This is a genomic window from Syntrophomonas wolfei subsp. methylbutyratica, from assembly GCF_001570625.1.
Classification (GTDB): Bacteria; Bacillota; Syntrophomonadia; order Syntrophomonadales; family Syntrophomonadaceae; genus Syntrophomonas; species Syntrophomonas methylbutyratica.
In genome coordinates this window covers 71,322-95,630 of record NZ_BBQT01000007.1, presented here as the reverse complement: position 1 = coordinate 95,630, position 24,309 = coordinate 71,322, and the positions used below count along the sequence as shown (strand labels likewise).

Annotated in this window: 23 protein-coding genes; 3 read left to right on the top strand and 20 right to left on the bottom strand. The window is 46.4% G+C overall.

Annotated features, from left to right (window positions below; translation table 11 throughout):
• Positions 1-70: 70 nt before the first annotated feature.
• The 9 genes from AWB54_RS07360 to AWB54_RS07320 all read right to left on the bottom strand — a co-directional run bounded on the left by AWB54_RS07360 (position 71) and on the right by AWB54_RS07320 (position 9,596).
• Positions 71-1,903, bottom strand: coding sequence for an acyl-CoA dehydrogenase (locus AWB54_RS07360; RefSeq protein ID WP_061213962.1), 1,833 nt, complete (start codon positions 1,901-1,903; stop codon positions 71-73).
• Positions 1,904-1,942: 39 nt separating this feature from the next.
• Entirely contained in the window at positions 1,943-3,133 is a 1,191-nt protein-coding gene (locus AWB54_RS07355) for an acetyl-CoA C-acetyltransferase (protein ID WP_061213961.1), read from the bottom strand.
• 57 nt (positions 3,134-3,190) lie between these two features.
• Entirely contained in the window at positions 3,191-4,030 is an 840-nt protein-coding gene (locus tag AWB54_RS07350) for a 3-hydroxybutyryl-CoA dehydrogenase (RefSeq protein ID WP_061213960.1), read from the bottom strand.
• A gap of 47 nt (positions 4,031-4,077) precedes the next feature.
• Positions 4,078-4,860 (bottom strand): short-chain-enoyl-CoA hydratase, encoded by a 783-nt coding sequence (locus AWB54_RS07345; protein WP_061213959.1) that lies wholly within the window; start codon positions 4,858-4,860, stop codon positions 4,078-4,080.
• A 598-nt stretch (positions 4,861-5,458) separates the two neighbouring features.
• Complete coding sequence (locus AWB54_RS07340; protein ID WP_061213958.1) at positions 5,459-5,722, bottom strand: hypothetical protein; 264 nt, start codon at positions 5,720-5,722, stop codon at positions 5,459-5,461.
• Between the two features lie 219 nt (positions 5,723-5,941).
• Complete coding sequence (locus AWB54_RS07335; RefSeq protein WP_011641329.1) at positions 5,942-6,136, bottom strand: DUF1858 domain-containing protein; 195 nt, start codon at positions 6,134-6,136, stop codon at positions 5,942-5,944.
• A gap of 236 nt (positions 6,137-6,372) precedes the next feature.
• Positions 6,373-7,362, bottom strand: a complete 990-nt coding sequence (locus AWB54_RS07330) for a glycosyltransferase (protein WP_061213957.1) — start codon at positions 7,360-7,362, stop codon at positions 6,373-6,375.
• Positions 7,363-7,494: 132 nt separating this feature from the next.
• Positions 7,495-8,364: a GT-D fold domain-containing glycosyltransferase gene (locus AWB54_RS07325; protein ID WP_061213956.1), complete on the bottom strand. Its 870-nt coding sequence runs from the start codon at positions 8,362-8,364 to the stop codon at positions 7,495-7,497.
• A gap of 323 nt (positions 8,365-8,687) precedes the next feature.
• Complete coding sequence (locus AWB54_RS07320) at positions 8,688-9,596, bottom strand: NAD-dependent epimerase/dehydratase family protein (RefSeq protein ID WP_061213955.1); 909 nt, start codon at positions 9,594-9,596, stop codon at positions 8,688-8,690.
• Positions 9,597-9,776: 180 nt separating this feature from the next.
• Between AWB54_RS07320 and AWB54_RS07315 the strand changes: the two genes are divergently transcribed.
• A complete protein-coding gene (locus AWB54_RS07315; protein WP_061213954.1) occupies positions 9,777-10,460 on the top strand; it encodes a GT-D fold domain-containing protein in 684 nt (227 codons plus the stop codon).
• 65 nt (positions 10,461-10,525) lie between these two features.
• On the opposite strand, the gene AWB54_RS07310 is transcribed toward AWB54_RS07315, so the two are convergent.
• From AWB54_RS07310 to AWB54_RS07265, 10 genes are all read right to left on the bottom strand, one after another.
• Positions 10,526-11,374: a GT-D fold domain-containing glycosyltransferase gene (locus AWB54_RS07310; RefSeq protein ID WP_061213953.1), complete on the bottom strand. Its 849-nt coding sequence runs from the start codon at positions 11,372-11,374 to the stop codon at positions 10,526-10,528.
• Positions 11,375-11,438: 64 nt separating this feature from the next.
• On the bottom strand, positions 11,439-15,725 hold the full coding sequence (locus tag AWB54_RS07305; protein WP_061213952.1) for a 2-hydroxyacyl-CoA dehydratase: 4,287 nt from the start codon (positions 15,723-15,725) through the stop codon (positions 11,439-11,441).
• 416 nt (positions 15,726-16,141) lie between these two features.
• A complete protein-coding gene (locus AWB54_RS07300) occupies positions 16,142-16,459 on the bottom strand; it encodes a zinc-ribbon domain containing protein (RefSeq protein ID WP_082736076.1) in 318 nt (105 codons plus the stop codon).
• A 244-nt stretch (positions 16,460-16,703) separates the two neighbouring features.
• Positions 16,704-17,483 (bottom strand): energy-coupling factor transporter transmembrane component T family protein, encoded by a 780-nt coding sequence (locus AWB54_RS07295; protein ID WP_061213950.1) that lies wholly within the window; start codon positions 17,481-17,483, stop codon positions 16,704-16,706.
• Positions 17,480-18,349: an ATP-binding cassette domain-containing protein gene (locus AWB54_RS07290; RefSeq protein WP_061213949.1), complete on the bottom strand. Its 870-nt coding sequence runs from the start codon at positions 18,347-18,349 to the stop codon at positions 17,480-17,482. Before AWB54_RS07290 ends, AWB54_RS07295 begins: the two co-directional genes overlap by 4 nt.
• Positions 18,340-19,170 (bottom strand): ATP-binding cassette domain-containing protein, encoded by an 831-nt coding sequence (locus AWB54_RS07285; protein WP_061213990.1) that lies wholly within the window; start codon positions 19,168-19,170, stop codon positions 18,340-18,342. The genes AWB54_RS07290 and AWB54_RS07285 overlap by 10 nt, the downstream gene beginning before the upstream one ends.
• A 93-nt stretch (positions 19,171-19,263) precedes the next feature.
• On the bottom strand, positions 19,264-19,989 hold the full coding sequence (locus tag AWB54_RS07280; protein WP_061213948.1) for an energy-coupling factor transporter transmembrane component T family protein: 726 nt from the start codon (positions 19,987-19,989) through the stop codon (positions 19,264-19,266).
• On the bottom strand, positions 19,980-20,669 hold the full coding sequence (locus AWB54_RS07275) for an energy-coupling factor ABC transporter ATP-binding protein (RefSeq protein ID WP_082736075.1): 690 nt from the start codon (positions 20,667-20,669) through the stop codon (positions 19,980-19,982). The genes AWB54_RS07280 and AWB54_RS07275 overlap by 10 nt, the downstream gene beginning before the upstream one ends.
• A 17-nt stretch (positions 20,670-20,686) precedes the next feature.
• Positions 20,687-21,427: an energy-coupling factor ABC transporter ATP-binding protein gene (locus AWB54_RS07270; RefSeq protein WP_061213989.1), complete on the bottom strand. Its 741-nt coding sequence runs from the start codon at positions 21,425-21,427 to the stop codon at positions 20,687-20,689.
• Positions 21,428-21,448: 21 nt separating this feature from the next.
• A complete protein-coding gene (locus tag AWB54_RS07265) occupies positions 21,449-22,015 on the bottom strand; it encodes an ECF transporter S component (protein WP_235811125.1) in 567 nt (188 codons plus the stop codon).
• A gap of 205 nt (positions 22,016-22,220) precedes the next feature.
• Here AWB54_RS07265 and AWB54_RS07260 point away from each other — a divergent pair, with 205 nt between their 5' ends.
• On the top strand, positions 22,221-22,595 hold the full coding sequence (locus AWB54_RS07260; protein ID WP_061213945.1) for a NusG domain II-containing protein: 375 nt from the start codon (positions 22,221-22,223) through the stop codon (positions 22,593-22,595).
• Between the two features lie 15 nt (positions 22,596-22,610).
• Positions 22,611-23,165: a Gx transporter family protein gene (locus AWB54_RS07255; RefSeq protein WP_061213944.1), complete on the top strand. Its 555-nt coding sequence runs from the start codon at positions 22,611-22,613 to the stop codon at positions 23,163-23,165.
• Here the strand turns inward: AWB54_RS07255 and AWB54_RS07250 are convergent.
• The gene (locus AWB54_RS07250; protein WP_061213943.1) at positions 23,162-24,253 is read right to left on the bottom strand and encodes an FAD:protein FMN transferase; all 1,092 of its coding nucleotides are present in this window, start codon (positions 24,251-24,253) and stop codon (positions 23,162-23,164) included. The genes AWB54_RS07255 and AWB54_RS07250 overlap by 4 nt on opposite strands.
• Positions 24,254-24,309 lie beyond the last annotated feature (56 nt).

The window sequence follows — 24,309 nt, the reverse complement described above, 5'->3', positions numbered from 1 at the left end:
GAGACGGGGCTAGCAATAATCGGATCGTTAATTATGGCTGCCCTATTGGGCATTATCCATCTTAATTAAATTACATAAACGCTTCTTCGGGCATGTCAATAGCGCTGGTGTCGGCAACTTTCATAGCTTTCAAGGTTCCGAAGACGCCGGGAACAACATTCATTATATAGAACTTGGCGGTGGCAATTTTGCCCTTATAGAACATGGCATCGAAGTGGTCTTCACCCAGTTCCGCGAGCTTTTTGGCAGCCAGCAGGGCCTGGTCGAGCATCAGCTTGCCGCAGATCATCATCGAAGCCGCATGCAGCATCCGGGTCGCAAAGAGCTGAACCAGTTGCGGATTGCTGGCCCTCCAGGCTTCTTTGGTGCTTAGGATTTCATTGTAAGCACTGAAGGCATCATCCATCATAGCAAATTCATCGGCGAACGCGGGATCCTTTTTCGTAGCCAGGAAATCGGCGATTTGCGCAACCCATTTCTTCATCGGCTCGCCCTTCTTCATGGTGGTCTTGCGGTTGTTGAAGTCTTGCGCCTGAATGAAGTTGGTGCCTTCCCACAGGGAGTAGATCTTGCAGTCACGAGCCAACTCAGCCGGGGCATACTCTTCGATGAAGCCGTAGCCGCCGAGGCACTGAATCGCTTGCTCGGTGCTAATCCACGCCATATCCGAAACGTAGGCCTTGCACAGCGGGATTTGGATCATGGTCATGTCATCATAGTATTCCCTCTCTGCCGGATCGGCAGCATCATGGGACAGATCCTGATAGAAATAAGTGGTGTAGAGCAGCGCCCGGCAGGCTTCCATTATAGACTTCTGGAACAACAGCATACGGCGGACGTCTTCGTGCTCGATGATCCGGACACTTGGGCCCTTCGGATCGGTGAACTTGGGGCTCTGCACGCGCATCTTGCAATAATCCAGAGCTGCGTAGTAGGCTGAGCCGATGCAGCCCTGGGCGAAGGTTCCGGTGTTCAGACGCTCTTCGTTCATCATCTGGAACATCTGCGCCATCCCTTTGCCGCGGCCGTCTACCGGTCCATCACCGATCATCCAGCCATAGCAATTGTCGTTTTCACCAAAGGATAGGGACAGGGTGGAAGAACCGTGGATTCCCATTTTGTGCTCAATACCGGTGGAGGTAACATCATTCCATGCTCCCTGGGTTCCATCTTCGTTTACCCAGAACTTGGGAACTATTAAGCAGTTAATGCCAGAGGTCCCTGGTTTTGCATCCGGGGTCTTGGCCAGCACGAGGTGGATAATGTTCGAAGCGAGGTCATGGTCACCGGAAGTAATAAAGCACTTCTGGCCTTTAATCTTGTACAGACCCGGGGTGTCGGTGGGGAAGCATTTAGTGGCAACCGCGCCGACTTCGGAACCCGCACCCGGCTCGGTCAGACCCATGGTACCGCCCCATTCACCCGAGTACATCTTGGGCAGGAAACGTTCCTTCAGCACTTCCGAGGCGTTATGCTGGATTACGGTGCAAGCACCTGCGGTCAGACACCAAAACATTACTATCCCCGGGGATGCGCCGGACTGCATTTCCAGAATCGGAGCCTCCCAGACCAGGGGCATGCGGCCTTCCGCTGAACGGTCGGAGAATTGGGGTCCAAGGCCGGCTTCGCAAACCGTATTGTAGGCATTCTTGAAGACTTCAGGAGTTATAACCGCCTGGGTGTCGCCACCGACAAACTTGCAACCGGGGTCATCGGCTTCTTTGTTAGCCGGGCAAAGCACATCACGGCAAACTTTGAAGTTAACATCGAGAAAGGCATCAATGTCATCAATGCCGTAGTAATCTTTGTAAGCATCACAGGATAAGAGCTTGTTCATGTCCAGCCATTCTTTTACCGCGAACTTAATGTCTCGCATCTGATAAAGATAATTTTCGTGAGCCAAAAATATTCCCTCCTCATTTTTTATTGGTAATGATTTTTATTACAGGGCTTCAACAATCAGGGCCGTACCCATGCCGCCACCGATGCAGAGGGTAGCCAGTCCCTTCTTGGAGCCGCGTTTTTGCATTTCATATAATAGAGTTACAAGAATTCTGGCCCCGGACGATCCAATAGGATGTCCAATAGCTATGGCGCCACCGTTGACATTGACTTTTTCCATCTTATCAGCCCAGCCCAGGTCACGAGCTACGGCTATGGATTGTGCGGCAAAAGCTTCGTTAGCTTCAATCAAATCTATATCGTCAATGGTCAGGCCGGCTTTTTCCAGAGCTTTGCGGCTGGCCGGTATCGGTCCCAATCCCATTACCGAGGGGTCCACTCCACCGGAGGCATAGCTAACTACTTTGGCCATAGGCTTGATTCCTAACTCATCGGCTTTTTCCTTGGACATTACTATAATTGCAGCCGCAGCATCATTTATTCCGGAAGCATTGCCAGCGGTTACGCTGCCGCCCTTCTTGAAAGCCGGAGCCAGCTTGGCCATAGCTTCAGGTGAGCTCTTGCGGGGATGTTCATCGGTATCAAATACGATGTCACCCTTTTTACCTTTTATAACCACGGGTACTATTTCGTCTTTGAAACGACCGGATTCAATCGCCTCTGCAGCCAGGGTCTGGCTGCGGAAACCGAAGGCATCCTGCTCTTCCCGGGTAATTCCATACATATCGTTTATATTCTCAGCGGTTATTCCCATGTGGTAGCCGTTGAAAACATCAGTTAAGCCGCCCCAAACCATTTCGTCAATCAAGTCTCCCTTGGGCATGCTCATTCTGTATCCCCAGCGGGCATTGGGCAGTATAAAGGGGGCTTTGTCCATGTTCTCGGTTCCGCCAGCCAGAATAATGTCGGCATCCCCGGCTTTAATTACCTGGGCGGCCAGGCTGACCGCTCTTAAACCAGAACCGCAAACCTTATTGATAGTAAAGGCGGTTACTTCCTTGGGGATGCCAGCATGAATCATAGACTGCCGGGCCACATTCTGTCCCAGTCCCGCCTGCAATACACAACCAAATATTACTTCATCGATCTGTTCGGGCTTGATTCCAGCCCTTTTAATCGCTTCTCCCATGACTATTGCACCTAATTGTGCAGCTCCAACATCCTTAAGGGTTCCTCCAAAGGTGCCAACCGGGGTACGGCAAGCGCCTACCAGTACAACTTCTCTCGTCATTTTAATATTTCCCCTTTCTATATATTTCTTATATACTTTTTCGGCCTTCTGCTCTCTTTAGTAGACAAAGAAACCTTCGCCGGTTTTGCGTCCCAGTTTATTGGCCCGCACCATTTTTGCCAGCAAGGGACAAGGACGATATTTGGGATCGCCAAATTCTTTGTAGAGGGTCTCCATAATCTTCAGGCAGATATCCAAACCAATCATGTCAGCCAGGGCCAGAGGTCCCATAGGATGTCCGGCGCCAAATCTCATGGAAGTATCGATATCGGCGGCATTGGCTACGCCTTCCATCAAACAATACATACCTTCATTCAGCATGGGAATCAACAGGCGGTTTACCACAAAACCAGGGGCTTCATTGATTTCTACCGGAGACTTGCCCATTTTTACGGAAAGGTCTTTTATAGCATCATAAGTAGCCTGGCTGGTGGATGCGCCCCGAATGACTTCAACCAACTTCATAGCCGGTACGGGGTTGAAGAAGTGCATGCCGATAACCTTGTCGGCTCTGCCCGTGGCGGCAGCAATCTCAGTAACACTCAAAGCTGAAGTATTGGAGGCCAGAATGCACTCGGGCTTGCAGATAGAATCCAATTCTTTAAAGATGGCTTTCTTGATATCCATAACTTCCAGCGCAGCTTCGATTACCAGATCACAGTCCGCCGCAGCACCCATGTCAACGGTTCCGGAAATTCGGCCCATAACCGCGGCTTTATCCTCAGCCGTCATTCTGCCTTTATCCACATTCTTGCTCAGCAGCTTGTCAATTCCGGCAATACCCCGGTCCACAAATTCCTGCTTGATATCGCGTACAACTACCTCGAAGCCTGCCTGCGCCGCAGTCTGCACAATGCCTGCTCCCATGGTACCTGCACCAAGCACCATTATCTTCATAGTAGTTACCTCCTAAATTCTTTATAAATAATTTGCTTGTCGCAAAACTACTTACTAATAAAATTAGCTTTTCTCTTCTCAAGAAAAGCCGTCATTCCTTCCTTCTGATCCTGTGTTGCAAAACAAAGACCAAAAGCATCCGCTTCTATACTCATAGCCCGGTCAATATCGGTCTGCATGCCTTCATTGGCCGCTGCTTTGGATAAGCGAACAGCGAGCTGACCTTTGCTTAAAATACGCCCGGCTATTTTTTTTACTTCAGGTAATAATTCTTCCGGTTGCACTACTTTATTAACCAGGCCAATGCGGAAAGCTTCATCAGCATTAATTACATCGGCTGTATACAATAATTGTTTGGCCATTCCCGGGCCAACTAACCTGGGTAGACGCTGAGTGCCGCCAAAACCAGGAGTGATTCCCAGCCCGACTTCCGGTTGCCCAAACTTGGCATTGCTGGCAGCAATGCGAAAATCGCAGCACATTGCTAATTCGCATCCGCCCCCCAGGGCAAATCCATTAACTGCTGCGATAACCGGTTTTTCCACCGCTTCTATCAAGCGAAACACCTTTTGCCCCAGAGCTCCGAATTCCCGAGCTTCCATTGCGCTCAGGTTCTGCATAAAAGCTATATCGGCACCGGCGACAAAAGACTTGTCTCCGCTTCCAGTAATAATTAACAATTCAACCGCCGGATCTTCATTAACTGCTGTAACGGCATCTTTGATTTCCAAAAGTGTGTCTTTATTAAGCGCGTTCATGGCTTTAGGCCGGTTGATGTATAGTACCGCCAGTTTCTCTTCTCTTTCCAGAATAATATTTTCGTAAGCCATTTAATTCCCCCCTTCTCTAATTATTTTCTGGTAAAGCTTTTCCTAAAGTATCATTTACTTTTTCAAGGAAAAGTATGTAGTTATACCGAACTATCCCTCCTTTTTTGCCAAATAATTTATTTAAAGTAAGTTTGCTTGTTAATCGAAATACTTAAGTGCTATATATCAAATGCCGGTAAAGCATGAAATACGATGTTAAACGATGTTATGAAAAAAAGGGGACTACTGTTCTATGATGTTACAGGGCTTAGATATTCCGTTCGCAGAAGGTTTTTATCCTTAAGCAATCCTGCCCTAAGCATCACAGAGCAGTAGTATTATAAAAAAAAATATAAGGGGGTTACAAACATGACTGTTTGCGTAACGCCCTTATACTTTTGCAATTTGCGTGCCAATTTTATTGTTTTAAGAAAATACACTAGATTTTGCCGTTATTTCGGGCTTTCTGGAGCTAAAAAGTATTAGCAGAAAGAATAGCAAGCGATACATAGGTGAATTATTGATTCAACATTGTATCGCTTTTCGCGTTATTTTACGAATATTTTATGTCCTACTTTATAGAGGAATGTACCCGTATGTTTCATCCCCCATATACTTGTTATTTTCTTTTTAGCAGCAGGCTCTCTAGTTCGTCCAGCCGCAGGTCCTTCTGCCCGGCAGCCAGCATATCGAGCAGTACCTCAATAACTGTTCTAACCGGGTAACTATCTTCAGGATAATTCTCCTCTTCCGCTTCATAGACGCAAAAATACTCGTTCTCCAGGCTCCGTATATACTCACATGCCTGGCAATCATTGCCTAGTAATGGTATTTGTTGCAGAGAACAAAAAATAAAGTTGCCCAACAATATTGGTTTATCCATTTTACTCATCCTTTTCTTCTACTTCAAGCAAGAACCCGGCCAGCTCCTCCTCAGCTGCCAAAGGTTTCAGCCTAACCCGGGCAGGGTACAAGGCATCATCCTGCCGCAAAAAAGAAAAGCTTTTACTGTACTATTCGGAACCGGGAACTTGAAACCGTAGACAGCAAAAATTAAAAAAGAAGCAGCCGTTTTTCAGCTGCTCTTGGAAACCTTAAATAGTTATTTTTTTATCAAATCATTTAAAGCTTTTAACATCGCATCAACATCAATACCGTGAGCCAATGCCCCTTGTTCAAGTGTTTCAAAAAGTGCCCCGCTGCATCCCAGGCAACCCATATTGAACTGTCCGAAAACCGGAAGGGTCTGAGGATACTTGGTCACAATTTCCTGTATTACCATGTCCTTGGTAATCAAATCTTCACCTCCAATTTTAATTAAGCAGGACTTTGCGGGATATTATTTCCCGATTTTTAAACTTGGAACCCTGCTATAATAATATCAACCCCTTTACAACAGGGGTTGATATTTTCTCATAATTATACACAGCATCCTGGCTCCATGCAATAGTAAGGCCCCGGCCAGGTGTCTGATCCATATTTACCCAGGCCACTCTAAGCTATATGGAAATCCCCAAAAAGACAGGGGATCTCCTATAAACGTACACCTTTTCTTACCCGGATACGGCTGGAAAACGGCTGCTTCCCAGTGCTAAGCTGAGCTCCTGACCAATCGCGGCATATCTCCTCTATGGCGATTTTTAAATCCAGGGCTCTCCTGCCGGTATAATGGTGGGTTCGCACCATCTCATATCCTTGTTCGGCTATTTGCAACCGTTCCTCCTCATGCTGCAAGTAGTATTCCGCCTTTTCCTCAAAATCGTATTCATTGATATCAACAAAATGTACCCCAGGCAAAAAACCCAGGTCGGCAAGTTCCTGGGATGCGGGTGCCAGAAGCAGGGTTTTACAAGCCAGAACTTCATAATACTTGGCTAGCGGATAACGAAAAATAGAGTCACAGCTAAAAAATATCTTAGCCCGGTTGATCTCCCAGGCATAGCGTGTTCCCACCAAAGCCCCGTCTTCTCCAGAGAAGTTCCGGTATCCCGGATGTTCATGATAAACAAAACCCGGTTTATCGCTCATTTTCTCCAAGATCCGGCAACGCAAGGGATAAATGCTTTCATGTACCGCTCCCAGCATCAGATAATCTATATCCCGGTTCAAAGCATAATCATAAAAAACATCAGTATTGGCATGGTGAGGAAGCCACCTGAATTTCGGCCAGAACTCCGGATACCATTCGGAAAACCTATCCCGGTAAATAGAAAATATCCCGGGGGCGTTTATCTCTCTTAACATCCTTGTACGAGCCTCAATTTGGTAATGCAGGTCATGCAATAAAACGGCCCATGGTAAGCTCAACCCCGCAAGGCCGGTGATTATGGGGGAATTGGTCTCCGCAAATTCATTAATAAAAACAAAATCCGGCTTTGCATCCAGGCTGCGAATAATTTCATTGATATCTCCCGGCCAGTGCCAGAGCTGTAGATCCACCATCTTCCCTAATTCCGTAAGCAGGTAGTGGAAATTGGGCGAGAGATAGTGGCTGAAATCTCCAGTCGTTACCAGTACTCTCATTTCTTTCACTCCTAAAAGTTGACTCTACTGAAAACTCCTTTTATCCCGTAAGGATTGCATAAATATCCTGGCTAGCGTTGCCCGGCACTCAGAGAAGACAAACGAAACGCCCTCCTTCTCGGGTTCAGGCATCTACATCTGCAGCAGGCGGTCAAGACCAATGACCTCATTAATAAAAGAATCCGTCACAATCTTCCCCGTAATTAAGCTTTCCATACCTGAACCCAGGTCTACAGCCACCTTGCCTAAATGGCGAGCAATGTACGAAGACAAAATTACGGCATTTACCCCTGCCCCTAATAAACAAAGGTCAAAATTATAGCGGGCAATCTGTTCTTTTACCCAGGGTATCTCTTCAAATTCATAGAGAGGGATGGCTGCCGCTATTTCAAAACCCAAGCGGCGTTTTAGTTTGGTATTTAATACCAGAGACACTTGTGGCGCCAGTGCTCCGATTAACAGTATTCTCCTGCCTGCCAGTATCCGCTCAAACCTTTCCTTCTGAGAGAACATAAAGACCCGGCGCAGGTGAGCTTCGAAGTAAAAACTGGGATGGATTTGATGCAGAGCAAAAACCCTTTCCGTTAAATCCCGGGCTACCGGTTCAATGGTATTGTATCCTACAATATCAGCTTTTCTCACTGCTTCTACAGCTTCATCCCGGGCTGCTACATTGGGAAAGCGAATACCCCGATGCATAAAACCTTCCCGGCTACCCTGGTTGGCTATCTCGGCCTCCCGGTGACTTAAAAATTCTTCTTCGGAGAACAGAACATACTGGGCCATTACAAAAGCCTCTGTCTGGCCGATGGAAACTACTGACAGTCCCTGCTTTTTTTCCAAAGCCAACCATATCTTATGCATTAATTGTGCTGAGTTAAGCCAGGGAGTTTGGAAAGAAACGATAGGGGCTTCTCTAATGGAATAGGGGGAAGAGCCAGGAATCAAGGATACACGGCTGCTCCTTCCCACCCTTATTCTAACTGTTGCGCTATCTCCCATCAGAATCACCTCCAAATAACTTTATTATCAAAATATGTTAAAATCCCGCAGGTGTTACTTTTTTCCTTCATAACTTCTCATGACCGCGTCCTTAATGGCAACCGCAGGGAGCATCAGTAGTACCCGCAACCCTAATAGTGACATCCGAAGGATGGAACACCAGGAGTACCCGCAGGGCGAGGGCCACAATCACCGATAAAAGTGAGTTAGTAGGCACTTGTATAGTAAGATGTAGTTTCCCAATACCCTTCTAATCACCGATGTCTGGCGACCATTCCGCCCTCCGTCTTCCGTCTTCCGCCTTCTGTCTTCCGTCTTCCGTCTTAAGACATATACTCAATAGTTTTACGCAGTCCATCTTGCAATGGATAAGAGGCCTCCCAATCCAGAAGCTTAGCGGCCTTACGCTGGTCAAAATAACTATGCATTATATCTCCCGGTCGTTCCGGTACATATACCGGCTGCAGTTGACTGCACAAAAGTGCTTCTATGCCAGCATATAGCTGGTTAATGTTTAGTTCTATTCCTGTTCCCAGGTTGAGAACTTCATTTTCTGCCCGCGTCAAAGCCTGGATATTAGCCTCAACTATATCAGCCACATAAATAAAATCCCGGCTCTGCTTTCCCTGCCCAAAAATCATGGGGGCTTCGCCTTTTAAAAGGGAAGAGAGGAAAATAGCTATTACTCCCCCCTCCCCGTCACTACGCTGCCGCGGACCATAGACATTGGCATAGCGCAGGATGGTAAATTTGAGGCCGAATAGCCCGGCATAATATTTTAGATAGATTTCCGCCAGGTATTTAGAAAGTCCATAAAAAGAAAGAGGTTTAACCGGGTGTTCTTCATCAATACCCAGGTATAAAGGCTCACCATATATGGCGGCTGAAGAAGCATAGATTATCTTTTTCACTTTGTATTGCCGGCAGTTTTCATAAAGGTTAAGCGAACCAACGACATTAACCGCAGCGTCCAGCACCGGATTTTCCCAGGAGTTGTTGACACTGACCTGAGCCGCGTGGTGTATTACCAACTCGGGTTTTTCAATCTGGAATACCAGGGCAATAGCCGGGTCACAGAGATCAAGTTGGTAAAAATAAGCCCGGGGGTTTAAGAACTCCAGTCTCCCTGTTGAGAGATTGTCGATTACTGCAACTTCGTGCCCTTCACTGATAAGCCGGTCGCATATATGAGAAGCAATGAAACCAGCACCACCGGTAAGCAAGATCTTCACATTAATTCTCCCTTTCACCTTAACAGGGGAAAAAATTAGGACTAATGCATAATATGACTAGAGAAGCACTTTACCTTTCATATAATATGCATATGCCGGCTATAGTGATAAATGTTCAGGGAGAAAGCCTGGTCGTAAGGGAATAATTCTTTGGTAGATCCAATCAATAGGAGGGGTTCGGTGGACAGCTTTATTATCTACAAGGACGATTTTGCTGAAATATCGGAAATAATCAGTCGGGTCAATTATTGTTTGCGCAACCAGCTAGGCTTCTCTCTGGTGCGGGTAGGGGATGCTGAAAATCAAGTTATGGCCCAGGGAACCATCATAGCGGAAGATAAAATTGCGGAGATATGGTGGGCAGAAGATGAAAACTGGACGGGGGTGACCTTGCCCAATTATTCAGCCCGTGATCGTTTGCTGGATGCGGTTCAGAAGGCAGATATTGTGGGAGTGCTCCATCAGGATGAGGTTTTTATATGGAAACCCCTTACAGAAGCGGTTTTCTCACACTATAAGATAAAACCCCGTCAACTCTGTTATGCCTTTATCAATACCTATTTACCCAAATCAGATCAATTTATCAGCCTGCTGCAATACTACCGCCTCTTGCTGATAGGCAAAGCGGCCAGCAGCCTGGCTTTGCTCTTGCAGGAGAGATACGGAATAGAGGTGGCCGGAACTATTTCTATAAGCAATTACTCTGAACTGGAGCGGGTAATGGAGGAAAGCAGCAAGCTTGATTTCGATCTGGCCCTTATTTCCGCTGGTTCCAATGCCGTAATATTGGCGGTAGAACTGGCGGCACAAGGCAAAGTGGCCATTGATTTAGGCCGGGGAATGCATCTAGAGTTTTGGGAGTGATTTTTTCGCTTGGTATATTTATGCAACCCTTCTGCAATTAATGGATTTTTGCAGTAAAGTGAACTTTACATCTGTAACAGCATCTCCAGGCCGATTATGTTTCCCAGCCAGGGGTCGACAAATATTTCTCCACTGATCATGGTTTCCATGCACCAGCCGATGTCAAAAGCTACTTTACCCAAATATCCGGCTATATGAGTTGCCAGGATGATGGCGTTCACGCCTGCGGCTAACAGGCAGAGGTCAAAGTCATAATGATCGAGCTGTCTCTTTACTTCCGGGATTTCTCCATAATCATAAATACTAAGCGCAGCGACCAAATCGCAGTCCAATCGGTCTTTGTATTCCTGCTGCCGCAATACTTTGAGCCGGGGGGCCAGGGAACTGATAAGCAACACCTTCCGGCCTCTTAACATAGCCTCGAACTTCTCTCTCTGCGAGAACAACAAGACTCTCCTTATATTAGCCTCGAACAAGTAGCGGGGTTGAATAGCATAAGCCTCCAGAACCCTCTCCGCCATTTCCCGGGCCGGTTCAACCAGGCTGTTATAACCCACTATATGAGCCATTCTAACTGCCTCCACTGTATCGTCCCGCGCCCGGAGATTAGGGAAAGAAATTCCCCGGTGTCCGTGTCCCCCCCGGGCACCCCGGTTAGCCACCAGGGCCTCCGGGTGATGCATAAACTCTTCCTCGGTAAGGAGGGTATATTGGGCCATAACAAAAGCTTCCGTCGCACCCAGCGAAACAATGGAACAGGGCCTTCTCTTTTCCAGGGATTTTAAGACCTCATCCATTAACTGGGAGCTGTTCAGCCACAGCGGGCTGGAATCCACCCGGGAGATATTAGCATTTTTTTCTTTACCCGGTTCCACCCTTATTCTTCTTGGCCGGTTAAAGCTTATACTCTCCATAACCCCACTCCCCTTTTCGGGTATATATCATAATTATGGGGTTTTATTAATTCTTAGTACCCTTTCAAGACAACTGCATATTTAATTCACTGGCAGATAAAGTATTATCAAGAGAGCCGTCTCCTTGAGCTGATTGCAGATTCTTGAAGGCCACGGTGAGCATCAGCTTGATACGGTTCAACTGGTTTACTTCACTGGCTCCCGGATCATAATCAACCGCTACAATATTGGCCTGCGGGTAGTTCCTTCTCAATTCCTTTATCATAGCCTTGCCGGTAACATGGTTGGGCAAACAAGCAAAGGGCTGCACACAGACAATATTGGGGACTTCGCTTTCAATCAACTCTACCATCTCTGCGGTTAAAAACCATCCTTCTCCGGTATGATGCCCTAACGAGAGAATCTTACGGGCTGATTTCGCCATATGATAGATAGACTGGGGTGCTGAAAAGCGTGCGCTCTCATCCAGGCAGCTTATCATTTCCGAGCGTTGCTTTTCCAGGTAGTTTATCATCATCCTCCCGGAAAGCTCCTGTCTCTTCTTCCCTGACAGGTACTGGTAATCGAAAATATCATCATAGGCACAATAGAGGAAAAAGTTCAACATATCCGGCACTATTACCTCCGCACCTTCCCTTTCCAAGACATTAATTATATTGTTGTTGGCTTCGGGATGATACTTGACCAGTATTTCCCCTACCACGCCTACCCGTGGTTTCACGATATCAGCTATTTCGATATGATCGAACTCCCGGACTATGCCCCGGATATTTTCGCTGAAAGCCCCTCTATCCCCCCGGGCAATCTGCTCCCGGCAACGCTTATTCCATTTACGATAGAGCATATTTGCTGAACCCGGAATTTTTTCATAGGGCCTTACCCGGTGCAACACCCGCATTAAGAGGTCCCCGTAAACCAGGCTCCAGGCCAGCTTTTGCATCAACCGGCGGTTTATTTTAAAACCCGGGTTTTTTTCCATCCCGGCCAGGTTTAAAGAAATAACTGGTATATGGCCCAGGCCGGCGTCTCTCAAAGCCTTGCGCAACAAGCCTATGTAATTGGTAGCCCGGCAGCCTCCACCGGTCTGGGAAATCATTAGCGAAGTATGCTTAAGGTCGTATTTTCCTGACTGAAGGGCCTGCAACAACTGGCCAATGACCATAATGGAGGGATAACAGGCATCATTGTTGACATATTTTAAACCCTCATCCACCGTAATCTGATCCACCTCGGGAAGCACCTCAAAATTATAGCCTTCAGCCCGCAGTGCCTCTTCAAAGAACTCGAAGTGAATAGGGGACATCTGCGGGCAGAGGATATGGTGTTTCTTCTTCATCCGGCGGGTAAACGCTATCCTGGGTGTTGCCGGGCTGATTCTGTCCGGTATAAAACCGTTCTTGTCCCTTTCCTCCAGAGCTGCCAGCAAAGAGCGTATCCTAATCCTGGCCGCCCCCAGGTTATTTACTTCATCAATTTTTAGTAAAGTATAAATCTTGCCTGACGCCTGGAGAATTTCCTGCACCTGGTCGGTAGTAATGGCATCCAGGCCACAGCCAAAGGAATTGAGCTGCACCAGTTCCAGATTTCGTTGTTCGGCCACAAAACTGGCCGCAGCATAGAGGCGCGAATGATACATCCACTGATCCACCACTCGCAGCGGTCGCTGTACTGAGCCCAGATGAGCTACAGCATCCTCGCTCAGCACCGCGATGCCGAAGGAGGTAATCATATTGGGCAGGCCATGGTTGATTTCCGGGTCTAAATGATAAGGTCTGCCGACTAATACTATTCCCCGGCCACCCGTTTGCTCCAGGTAAGCCAGAACCTCTTCCCCTTTTTTCCTGATATCCTCCTTGAAGCATTCGTCCTCCTTCCAGGCGGCCCGAACCGCCCGGGCTATTTCCCTTTTGCTAATGCCAAAATCACCTAGCTCTTCAAAAAGTCTGGTAATTAAGCGGTCCTGGTCATCATAGGGCAAAAATGGATTCATAAAACGGACATGCTTTTCTCTCAATACATCCATATTATTCTTAATAGCATCAGGATAGGAGATAACCATAGGACAATTAAAATGATTGTCGGCTTCTCCCTTTTCCGGGCGTTCCCGGCTGATACAAGGGTAAAAGATATTCTTTATTCCCTGCTTTACCAGAGCCGCAATATGGCCATGCACCAGCTTGGCCGGATAACAGGCTGACTCCGATGGTATAGTATCAATTCCCAGCTCATATATTCCCCGTGAGGACAGGGGTGACAGTTCGACCCTAAAACCCAATTGGGTAAAAAAAGTAAACCAGAAGGGGTAGTTTTCATATATATTCAAAACCCGGGGTAAACCGATAGTACCCCTTTTCGCCTGCTCCTCAGCCAATGGTTCATAATGGAAAAGTCTCTGTAATTTATAGTCGTAGAGATTGGGGATGTCCTTATTTTTCTTATTATCCAGCATTTTTTCACAGCGATTACCGGAAATAAAGCGTTTTCCATCTTGAAAGCGGTTAATAGTAAGCAGGCACTGGTTTTCACAGCCCGAGCAACGGCGGGTAGAGGTTCGGATGGAAAAGTCCAACAATTTATCCCGGTTCAAGAGGGTAGTGGCATAAGCCTTGTGGTACTTGTTGCGAGCGATAAGGGCCGCCCCGAAGGCTCCCATTAATCCTGCTATATCGGGCCGGACAACTTCCCTTCCCGTTACCAGTTCCAGGCTGCGCAGAACCGCTTCATTGTAAAAGGTTCCTCCCTGAACCACTATTTTTTCACCGAGCTCAGCGGAGTTCTTTATTTTAATAACCTTGAACAGAGCGTTTTTTATTACCGAATAGGAAAGACCGGCGGAAATATCCCCCACCGTTGCTCCCTCTTTCTGCGCCTGTTTTACCCGCGAATTCATAAATACCGTGCAGCGGGAACCCAGGTCTACCGGAGATTCGGCCCGCAGAGCCTGAACAGCAAAATCCTCCACCCCCATATTCAAGGAATGGGCAAAGGTTTCAATAAAAGAGCCGCAACCGGAAGAACAAGCTTCGTTAAGCATAATGCTCTCAATAACCCCGTTTTCAATGTGCAGGCATTTCATATCCTGCCCCCCGATATCCAGGATAAAGTTGACCCCCGGCTGAAAGAACTCGGCCGCGGTGAAATGGGCTATTGTTTCCACTTCTCCCAGATCAACCGAAAAGGCGGCTTTTATTAAGCCTTCCCCATAACCGGTAACGGCAGAAATTACAATATTGGCGCCAGCCGGTAAGCGCCGGTAGAGATCCTCCAGTATTTTTACCGTCGATTGCACCGGGCTGCCCTGGTTGCCTCCATAATAGGAATAGAGCAAATTTCCCTCATTATCAATCAAGGCCGCCTTGGTGGTGGTGGATCCCGCATCTATACCCAGGAAGCAATCACCCCGGAAATATTCCAGTTCCTGGCGGGAAGCCCGGTAGCGGGCATGCCTTTGCCGGAAAGCCTGGAGTTCCCCTTCGCTGGCAAACAAAGGCTCCAGCCTCCATATTTCCTGAGCCTGAGCCTGCTCCAAACCCGGCAGCCTTTCCAGCAATTCACTAAAATAGATTTCCGTTTCCTTCTTAGAGGCCAGTGCTGCACCTTTCGCCACAAAGAATTGGGCCTCATCCGGAAAGATAATATCCTCATCCTTAAGCTGCAGGGTTTCTTGAAATCTCTTCCTCAACTCCGGCAGAAAATACAGCGGTCCCCCCAGCAAGGCCACCCTTCCCCGGATGGATTTGCCACAGGCTAAACCGCTGATGGTCTGGTTAACTACCGATTGAAATACGGATACAGCAATATCCTCCCGAGCGGCACCTTGATTGAGCAAGGGCTGAATATCACTCTTGGCGAAGACACCACAACGGGCAGCGATGGGATAGATAACTTTATGGCGAGAGGCCAGATCGTTCAAGCCGGCCGCATCCGTTTCCAGCAAAACCGCCATCTGGTCGATAAAAGAACCTGTCCCCCCGGCGCAGGTGCCGTTCATCCTCTGTTCAAGCCCGCCGGTTAAAAAGGTGATCTTGGCATCTTCCCCACCTAATTCTATAGCGACATCGCTTTCCGGAATGAATCTTTCAATGGCCTGGTGGCAGGCTATCACCTCTTGCAAAAAACCCAGTTCCAACCACCTGGCCAGGGAGATTCCGGCCGAACCGGTAACCATCACAGTCAAAGGCCTGTTCCCCACCCGCTTATATGCATCTCTAATCAAATTGCTGATAGTAGTTTTTACCCGAGCATAGTGCCTTCTATAGCAAGCGTATACCATCCGGTCCTTATCATCCAGTATTACGACTTTTACCGTAGTTGAACCGATGTCCAATCCCATATGTAGTACCGCATTCATCTGAGCCACAACAATAGTCGTGATTCCTCCCCCCGTATGATACTTCGCGTTTTAATAAAAACCGTCTTTAAGCTGCAACGATTAACGATATAATAGCTTATAACTCAATAATAGCAAATTTGGCAGCATGGCAAAAAGTCATTTTTCAATTAGCTAGTCCTAAATATATTGAGCAAAGCACAGATAAGCTCTGCCTAATCGGCTAAGTAATACCAAAAGAGGTTTTGCCAGGCAATCAATAATAATATATGCCAAAAAGGATGGTGAAAGACAAAAGATGAAGTTTTATCCTTCAGTCAAAAAACTATTTTCTTACTGATTCGAAGCATTTTATATAAAAAAGGGCATTCCTTGAAGGAATACCCTTTTCGCATAGCATCTTCACTTTTCCAGGCGTTTTTCTTAGATGGATGCCCCTATCTGTAGCTATAATTGTTGCGGCTCTGTCTTGCCTGGAAGCATTCCCGGCAATAAACCGGTCTATCACCGCTAGGTTCAAAAGGAACAGTAGTCTGTTGCCCACAGGCTGCACATACGGTTTTGAACATGGGACGGTCTTCCCGGGAACGGGAGCGTCCGAAATCGTTGCGCTGTTGTTTGCGTGCCCTTCGGCAATCAGGGCAGCGGCCCGGTTCATTCTCGAACCCTTTTTCGGCATAAAACTCTTGTTCTGACGCAGAGAACAAAAACTCGCTACCACAGTCTTTACATACCAGATATTTGTCTTCGAACATTTCATTTCCCCTTTTCGGAAAATACTCTTGGACTTAGCTTCCCCCAAAAAGGAGATATATAAGAACAAGGCTTAATAATTGTATCCTATGGTACTTAAATTGTCAAATTCAAGCAAAAATATTTTAAAGCGCAATTGGTAAAAACACCCAGCTCCACGAGCATTTTTTGCACTTTTAAGCCACCGCATTTAGTCAGATTTCGGCTGGATCAGTTGACTATTTTTTTCTTAATTAGAGCTTCCAGTTATAAAATCGCTAATAGTAAAACAATGGAGATTACTCCCATGGCAATAAGATCTCTCTGAGCAAAATGCAACTTGTACACCCTGCTGTAAATCTGACCATCGCTAGTATAACACCTGCTTTCCATAGCCCAAGCCAGGTCGGTGGCTCTCTGCAAAGAAGCAGCTAGAAGGGGAATTAACAGTGCCATTACGGTTCGCAAGCGGATGGATAATGAGCCAGAATCAAACTGGGCCCCTCTGGATTTTTGGGCTCGAACTATATGCTCCGCCTCTTCGGTGATGGTGGGAATAAAACGCAGGGCAATGTTTATTATCATGGCAAACTGCTGTACCGGAAAACGCAAGTATTTTAATGGGGAAAGCAAGGATTCGAGCCCAGCTGAAATTTTGAGGGTAGAGGTAGTCATGGTTAAGAGACTGGCGCTCAAGAATAATATTAGCAATCGCAAAAAAGTGTTTATGCCCAGGTCGATACCCTGCCTGGTAATTACTATACTTCCCCAGCTCCAAAGGGGATCTCCCCGAGTAAGAAAAACCTGACAAATAAACGTAAGTAGGAATATAAGCTTTAATGACCGGAGACCGCGCAATACTCTGCCAACTCCTACCTCAGCAAAATATATGACTATAATAATAAAAGCCAGGTTAAACAGCAGTATCGTAATTGTCTGCCGGGGCCAGACAGCAACGACAATCACTACCAGACAGCCAATTAGTTTAGTACGCGGATCCAGGCAGTGAATGATAGAGTCCCCCATAATATATTGACCTGTAATCATCTCTCGCACCTGGCCCACTCCTCCATCACTCTGCTTATTTCCGCAGCAGCCTCTTCCAGGGTTAATATTTCGGTGTTCACCGGTAGCCCGTAAGCTGCCAGGCGATGCATTAATTTTAAATGTTCCGGAAGAATTAGATCATTCACATCCCATTGAGCCATATCTCTAAAAACCGTCTTCTTGTCTCCATAGCTCAGTAGCCTGCCCTCTTTGAGAAAAGCCAGTTTATCAGCCAGGAAAATCAAATCGTTAACATAATGAGAAACCATAACTACCGTAGCTTGCTGTTCCCGCTGCATTTTTTTGATAGCCTTTAAGATATGTTCGCTAGCAGAGGGGTCAACACCAGCGGTCGGTTCATCCAGAACCAGGATGGTCGGGCGCATGGCCAGGATACAGGCTAAAGCTACCTGACGACGGGCACCCCCACTTAATCCCAGCGGCGGTACCTTAATAACCTCCTTTGGGTTCAAGCCAACTTGAAGCAGGGCCTCCTCAACCCTGTTCTCTATCTCCCAACCCTCCAAACCCATATTCTTAAGCCCAAAAGCCAGCTCGTCAAAAACTGTACTGGCAAAAAGCTGTTGTTCGGGAAACTGAAACATCAGACCAACTTTTTTCCATAACTCATTGCGGCAGGATCTATTTGCTGTATCCTTTCCATACACTCGTACAGTGCCGCAACTAGGAGTCAACAAGCCGTTGAAATGCTGAATAAGGGTGGATTTACCCGAACCATTGGCTCCAATGATTCCAAACAACTCACCTTTATTTATAGATAGAGATACTTGATTTAAAGCTTTTTTTTCATAGGGGGTTCCCGCTAAATAGATATGGGTCAATTCCTTCGTCTCAATTACCGGCATAAGAATTCCACCATTTGCTCTAAAGTAACAATTCTGTCATCAATCGGATGCCCCTGCCGGAGCAAACTGTTGGTTAGCCTGGCGATAGGCGGGGGCTTCAAGCCAGCCAGCGCAAATCTCGGGGAGCGGAAGACCTCCGCAGGAGGACCGTCCAGGTACACAGTCCCCTGATGAAGAACGATTATCCGTTCTGCCGGAGCTACTTCTTCCATACGATGTGATATCATAATAATGCTTAGCCGTTGTTGCCGGTTCAGATCTTGCAGTGTTTTTATTAGTTCGTACCTCCCGTCCTCATCCAGCATAGAGGTCGGTTCATCCAGCACCAGGTAGGAAGGCTGCATAACCAAAACGGCAGCTACTGCCAGCCTTTGCTTCTGTCCCCCGGAAAGCATTTGGGGAGCATGATGGCGCAAATCCGCCAATCCTGATACTTCTAACGCCCAGTCAACCCTTCTGCGTACTTCGGCCGGAGATAAATTAAGATTCTCCGCAGCAAATGCCACCTCTTCCTCAACAATAGGGTTAATAATCTGGTTATCAGGATTCTGAAAAACCATTCCCACCAGCCGTCGAATCTCTTTCTTCTGAGCAAGATCAGCAGTATCCAGCCCATTTACCAGAACCTTACCCCTGCTGGGTAAAATTAGCCCATTCAACATCCGGGCCAGAGTTGTTTTTCCCGAAGCGTTTAAGCCAACCATCCCCACAAATTCACCTTGCCGGATGCTCAGGTTAACACAGTTCAATGCACTTACCGGAGGACTTCCAGCATGCTTGTATTCTTTCGTTGCATCTATTAGTTCTATCCTTCCATCCATTTTCACTACTTACCTCATTCATAACATTGTGCTGCTTATGCCAAAAATAATAGGAGGTCAAACCTCCAAATGCCGCCAAGCATAATAATGCTTTTAGCCAATGTAGCGCATTATAAGGATGAAAGTAACGAGCAGGGAAAGCAGTATTACTACATAGTCAACCCTCTGCAAATTGAGTTGTCTAAGATAAGTGCGTTGGGGGTAAGCCCTGAAAGCTCGAGCTTCCATCGCTATCGCCAATTGTTCTGCTTTCAGCATATTTCTATATACCACAGGAAAAGTCAAACGTCGATACATCACCATCTTTTTTCCCCAGGGCACCTTTTTTAAATCAACTCCCCTTAATTGTATGGCTGTAAGCACATTTTTCAATTCATCCCGAAAAAGCGGTAAAAAACGCAGGGCGGTGGATACCATAAAGGCTATTTCATAAGGAACTTTCCACTGAACCAACCCCAGGATAAAGTCCCGGGAACTAAAAGTAGTGAAAAGCATGGCAGCGGCTGTAATAACAAGCAAGCGTAAAACTACAGTGGCTCCTGCAAGAACACCTTCGATGCTTATCAGGGATACTGGTCCCAAGGCTAGAATTACCCTATCCCCTGGCGAGAAAATACTCTGTACTACAAAAAGAAAAAACATCAAGAATACAAAAGGTTTAAGGTAACCGGCAATTACCCTCAGATTAAAACTAAAAATAAATAATAGTACTAGCGTAACCAGAAGAAGCTGAAGAAGTCGAGCCGGGGTATTATAGATCAAAGCTAGACTGGAAATACATATAACCATTATCATTTTGCTTCGGGGATCTAATAGCATAGATAGCCTTCTCCCCTCTGATTGCTATCCGATTGAATTTGTCCATTTGCCAGAGCTATAATCCGTTCTGCCATCCTATCAACAAAAGCGATATCATGACTAACTAACAGTATTCCCCGCCCCAGCTCAGCTACCTTATGCAAATATTCTTCCAGAAGTCTTTTGCGGTAAGCATCCAATCCGTTAGTAGGCTCATCCAAAATTAAGTATTCAGGTTCATTGGCTAAAACAGCCGCTATGGCCAATCGCTGTTTTTCTCCCTGGCTTAAGTGTAATGGGAAGCTTTTCCGGTAAGCAGCCAGTTCAAAATAATCCAGGTAAAAGTTGACTCTTTCCTCCAATGTTGCCACATCGCAACCCTGGTTGACCAGTCCGAAAGCTATTTCTTCCGCCACACTAGCACAAAAAAGCTGCAGGTCGGGATTCTGAGAAACATAACCGATGCGACGGCCGGCTTCTGCCAACGAATATTCCGTTATATTACGCCCTTCCAGATAGATCTGCCCCTCGCTAGCTGGTAAAATCCCTAACATTAACTTGGTCAGGGTGCTTTTGCCGCTGCCATTAGGACCGACAATAGCAGTTATGCCACTCTTTTTTAAGCTCAGGTTAATCCCTATTACGGCAGGACTGGTTTTTTGAGGATAAGAAAAGCCTACCTGTCTCAGTTCTAAAAACACCACTTACTCCTCACTTTTCAGACTAACCTTCTGGTCATTAAAAAATCTTGATCCGCCAATATTTTTTCCGTTCGGTCAAAGCGGATTAATTTTCCGGCCTCAAGCACCATAAAGCGATCGGCAAAAGCAAGCGCTTCCAAATTATGCTCTACGGCAATAATAGTCTTTCCCTTATCACGCAATATTTCCAGGGTCGCAATCACCCTTTTTTTCCCCAGGCTATCTAGCTGGGACAGGACTTCATCCAGAATCAAGACCGGCGGATCCAGGGCTAAGACTGCCGCCAGAGCCACCAGATGTTTCTCCCCGCCTGACAAATAATAGGGATTGGCATGTCTTAAGGCGGCCAGCCCCAAGGTATCAATCACATTATTTACCCTCTCCTGTATCTGCTCTGGTGGCAGGCACAGGTTCTCCGGAGCAAAAGCAATCTCATCCTCCACCGCAGGTGAAAAAAGCTGGGTATCAGGGTCCTGGAAAACCATGCCTACTTCCAAAGCCAGAGCCGGTCCCCTCATTCCCCTTGTATCCTTGCCATTCAGGATTATTTTCCCGCTTATTACCCCATTACGATGGTGATGAATAAGCCCACTTATGCAAAGACACAAGGTGCTCTTGCCGCAGCCGCTCAAACCTGTAATCACTACGACTTCGCCTCGGTCTATCCGGAAGCCTATATCTCTAAGAATGAAGGGTCCACTTGCGTGGTATTGATAAGTCAGAGCCTGAACCACTACCGCTTCATTGCACGATTCCACCCCAATTAGCACCTCAGTTCCCTATTGATTAGAGCCGACATTCTGGTCCCGATTTTGAAATGTTCTTATCTGTTCCAAAATTTTGTATGCCAGCATTCCACCTAAGCCACCGGACAGAGCAGCTATACTCAAGCTCAAGACCAACGGAATTAAAGGAAGACGGAAATATACCAAATTAACCATAATAGTGCCGGTAATATTGCATAGAAGGCCTGCAAGAAAGGAACAAGGCAGGCAACAAACCCGGTGGCCAATCAAAAACAACCCCAGGTCAGCCAAAATTCCAGGCATAGTATAGGTCAGCAAACTGATAACTCCGTGAGAACCAACTATACCGGTAGCTATTACCAGGATAGCCTGCACCAGACCCATAAGGGTCATAGTACCCCTTCTCCCGGTAATGCCAAAGCCCAGAACCAGCCACATCATATAAAAGCCGCCAGCCACAGTCCCGGAGGGGATGAAGAAGGGACCGGTAATAATATGGGCCAGGGGAACAATTATCGATTTGGTGGCAATCCCCAAAGCTGCCAACAAAGCTATGATAATTAAATCATAAAGAGAAAACCTATCGAGAAATTTTTGCATAAGGCTCACGATTATTCACCCTTTGTTACCGCTATTCCCCATCTTGCTGTTTTCCGGGTATACCCTTATAATTGCTTGACATAAAACTAAATAGTCTGCTATACCTTATTAGGCGATTTTGGTGTTGCATTCTCTTTCTTGTCAATAATTAAGCAAATTACTAAAATGAGAATATTAGACTCAATTCGGAGAAAAGGAATTTACCATGAATAAAGCTAATAAAATTCTTATTGCTGTAGTACTGGCTCTGGTTCTGTTCAGCTATTGGGGTTTTTTTCCGGCTTACCGGGAAAATGTCCCATTGACAGCAGTTATTTCGGTTAACGGAGATATCGTTGTCCAGCTAAAGCTTGATGAATCCATCAGCAAACACTTTATTAAAGTTCCCGGCCCCCTGGGTACCAGTGTAGTGGAAGTAAAGCCTGGCGCTATCCGTATGAAATCTTCCCCTTGCCCGGAGCATTATTGCACGAAAACCGGTTGGATTGATCGGCCTGGGCAGGTAGTTGCCTGTATCCCTAATCGGGTTATTATTAAAATATCACCGGATAAAGAATCGCTTGACGCCATTTCACATTAAGGAGAGGAAATTCTGTTGTCCTTAAGAAAGCAAACTATTATTGCAGTTTTGTTGTCCCTGGCCATAATTCTCCACCTATTTGAAGCCCTTATTCCCATACCCTTTCCAATTCCCGGCGTTAAGTTGGGTCTGGCGAATATTATCACCTTATTGGCTTTAGTTCTGTTTGATTTCAAAACTGCATTCTTAATTGCATTTCTACGAACCATGCTTGGTTCCCTGCTAAGTGGCACTATATTTAATATAGCCTTCTTTTTGAGTTTTGCCGGGGCTATAAGCTCCACTTGTTTTATGGCTATCTTATTATTTCTGCTTCCCCCCATATTTCACCATGATGACCGTGGTTTTAGCCTCGTGGGAATCAGTATAGGTGGGGCTGCTGCTCATAATCTGGGACAATTGGCTATGGCCGCACTGCTAATTAAACACAGCGGTATTTTCTACTATCTTCCTATTATGCTGCTTTCGTCTATACCTACCGGTTTCCTTACCGGACTTATATTAAGAGAACTAATAAAATACATGAAATTATCAGGCCAGCTGGAAATTCAGCAGTGGAATCAACTTTAAATATTGCCTAAAACTTGATATCCTGTATCTTCTATAAATTCAATCTGCTCAGCCAGTTCTGTACTGCAATTAATAACTCCCGAAGCGTCTACCAATACTGCACTGGTATTGGGCATTTCCTCTATTAATTTCTTCCCTTCGCTGGAACCGAGAACAAATATAGCGGTAGAGAGCAGATCGGCATCTGTAGCCTGAGGAGCTACAATGGTACTACTGATTAGCTTTCGGGCCGGTTGACCTGTAACTGGGTCCAGAATATGATGATAACGTACTCCATCTCTGATGAAATAGCGTTCATAATCTCCGGAACTTACCACCGCCGCATCTCTAACCTCTAAAACAGCAATAATCTTATCTACATCACGAGGATCTCGAATACCGGTTCGCCAGGGTGAGCCATCTGGTTTTAAGCCCAGGGCATATATACTGCCTCCAGCGTTTATTATGGCTGACTTAATGCCTATTTGCCGGAGCTTTTGCACCGCCATATCAGTAGCATATCCTTTAGCAACGCCACCCAAATCGATTTCCATACCCTTTTCTCTTAGAAATACCGTCTTTTCTGTTTCATTGATCAAGATCCGCTTATATCCGACTAATGCTAACGCGGATTCCAATTGCGTTGCCGAGGGAACCTGATAGCGCTCCTTTCCAAAACCCCAGAGATCCATCAATGGCCCCACCGTAACATCAAAGGCTCCCTCTGATAAGCCGGCAAAATACTGGCTTCTATCGAGCATAGCCAGAGTATCGTTACTAACCTTTACCGGCTTTAAACCTGCATTCTTATTTACCCGGTAAACATCACTGAGCTCTGGATGAGGCAGGTTTTTTTCTGCAAAGCGGTTAGATAATTTATCTATCCTTTGAAATTCGGCAAAAGCCTCTGCCAAAGCCCTTTTCCCCAGTGCTGGATCAGAGGAATAAACCCGTATGGTGACCAGGGTATTCATAATGAAATTCTCCCGGCTATATTCTCGTAGATCGGACTGTTCGGGTGGGAGTGAGCTATCCTCACAGCCAAGCATACTTAAGCAAATTAATAGTAGTAAAATTACTCCCAGCCTGGTGTAAAGCTGATAAATCAATGGAAACTCTCCCATCATATAAAGATACAACTACCAGCGCCTTCATTTCTTTATCT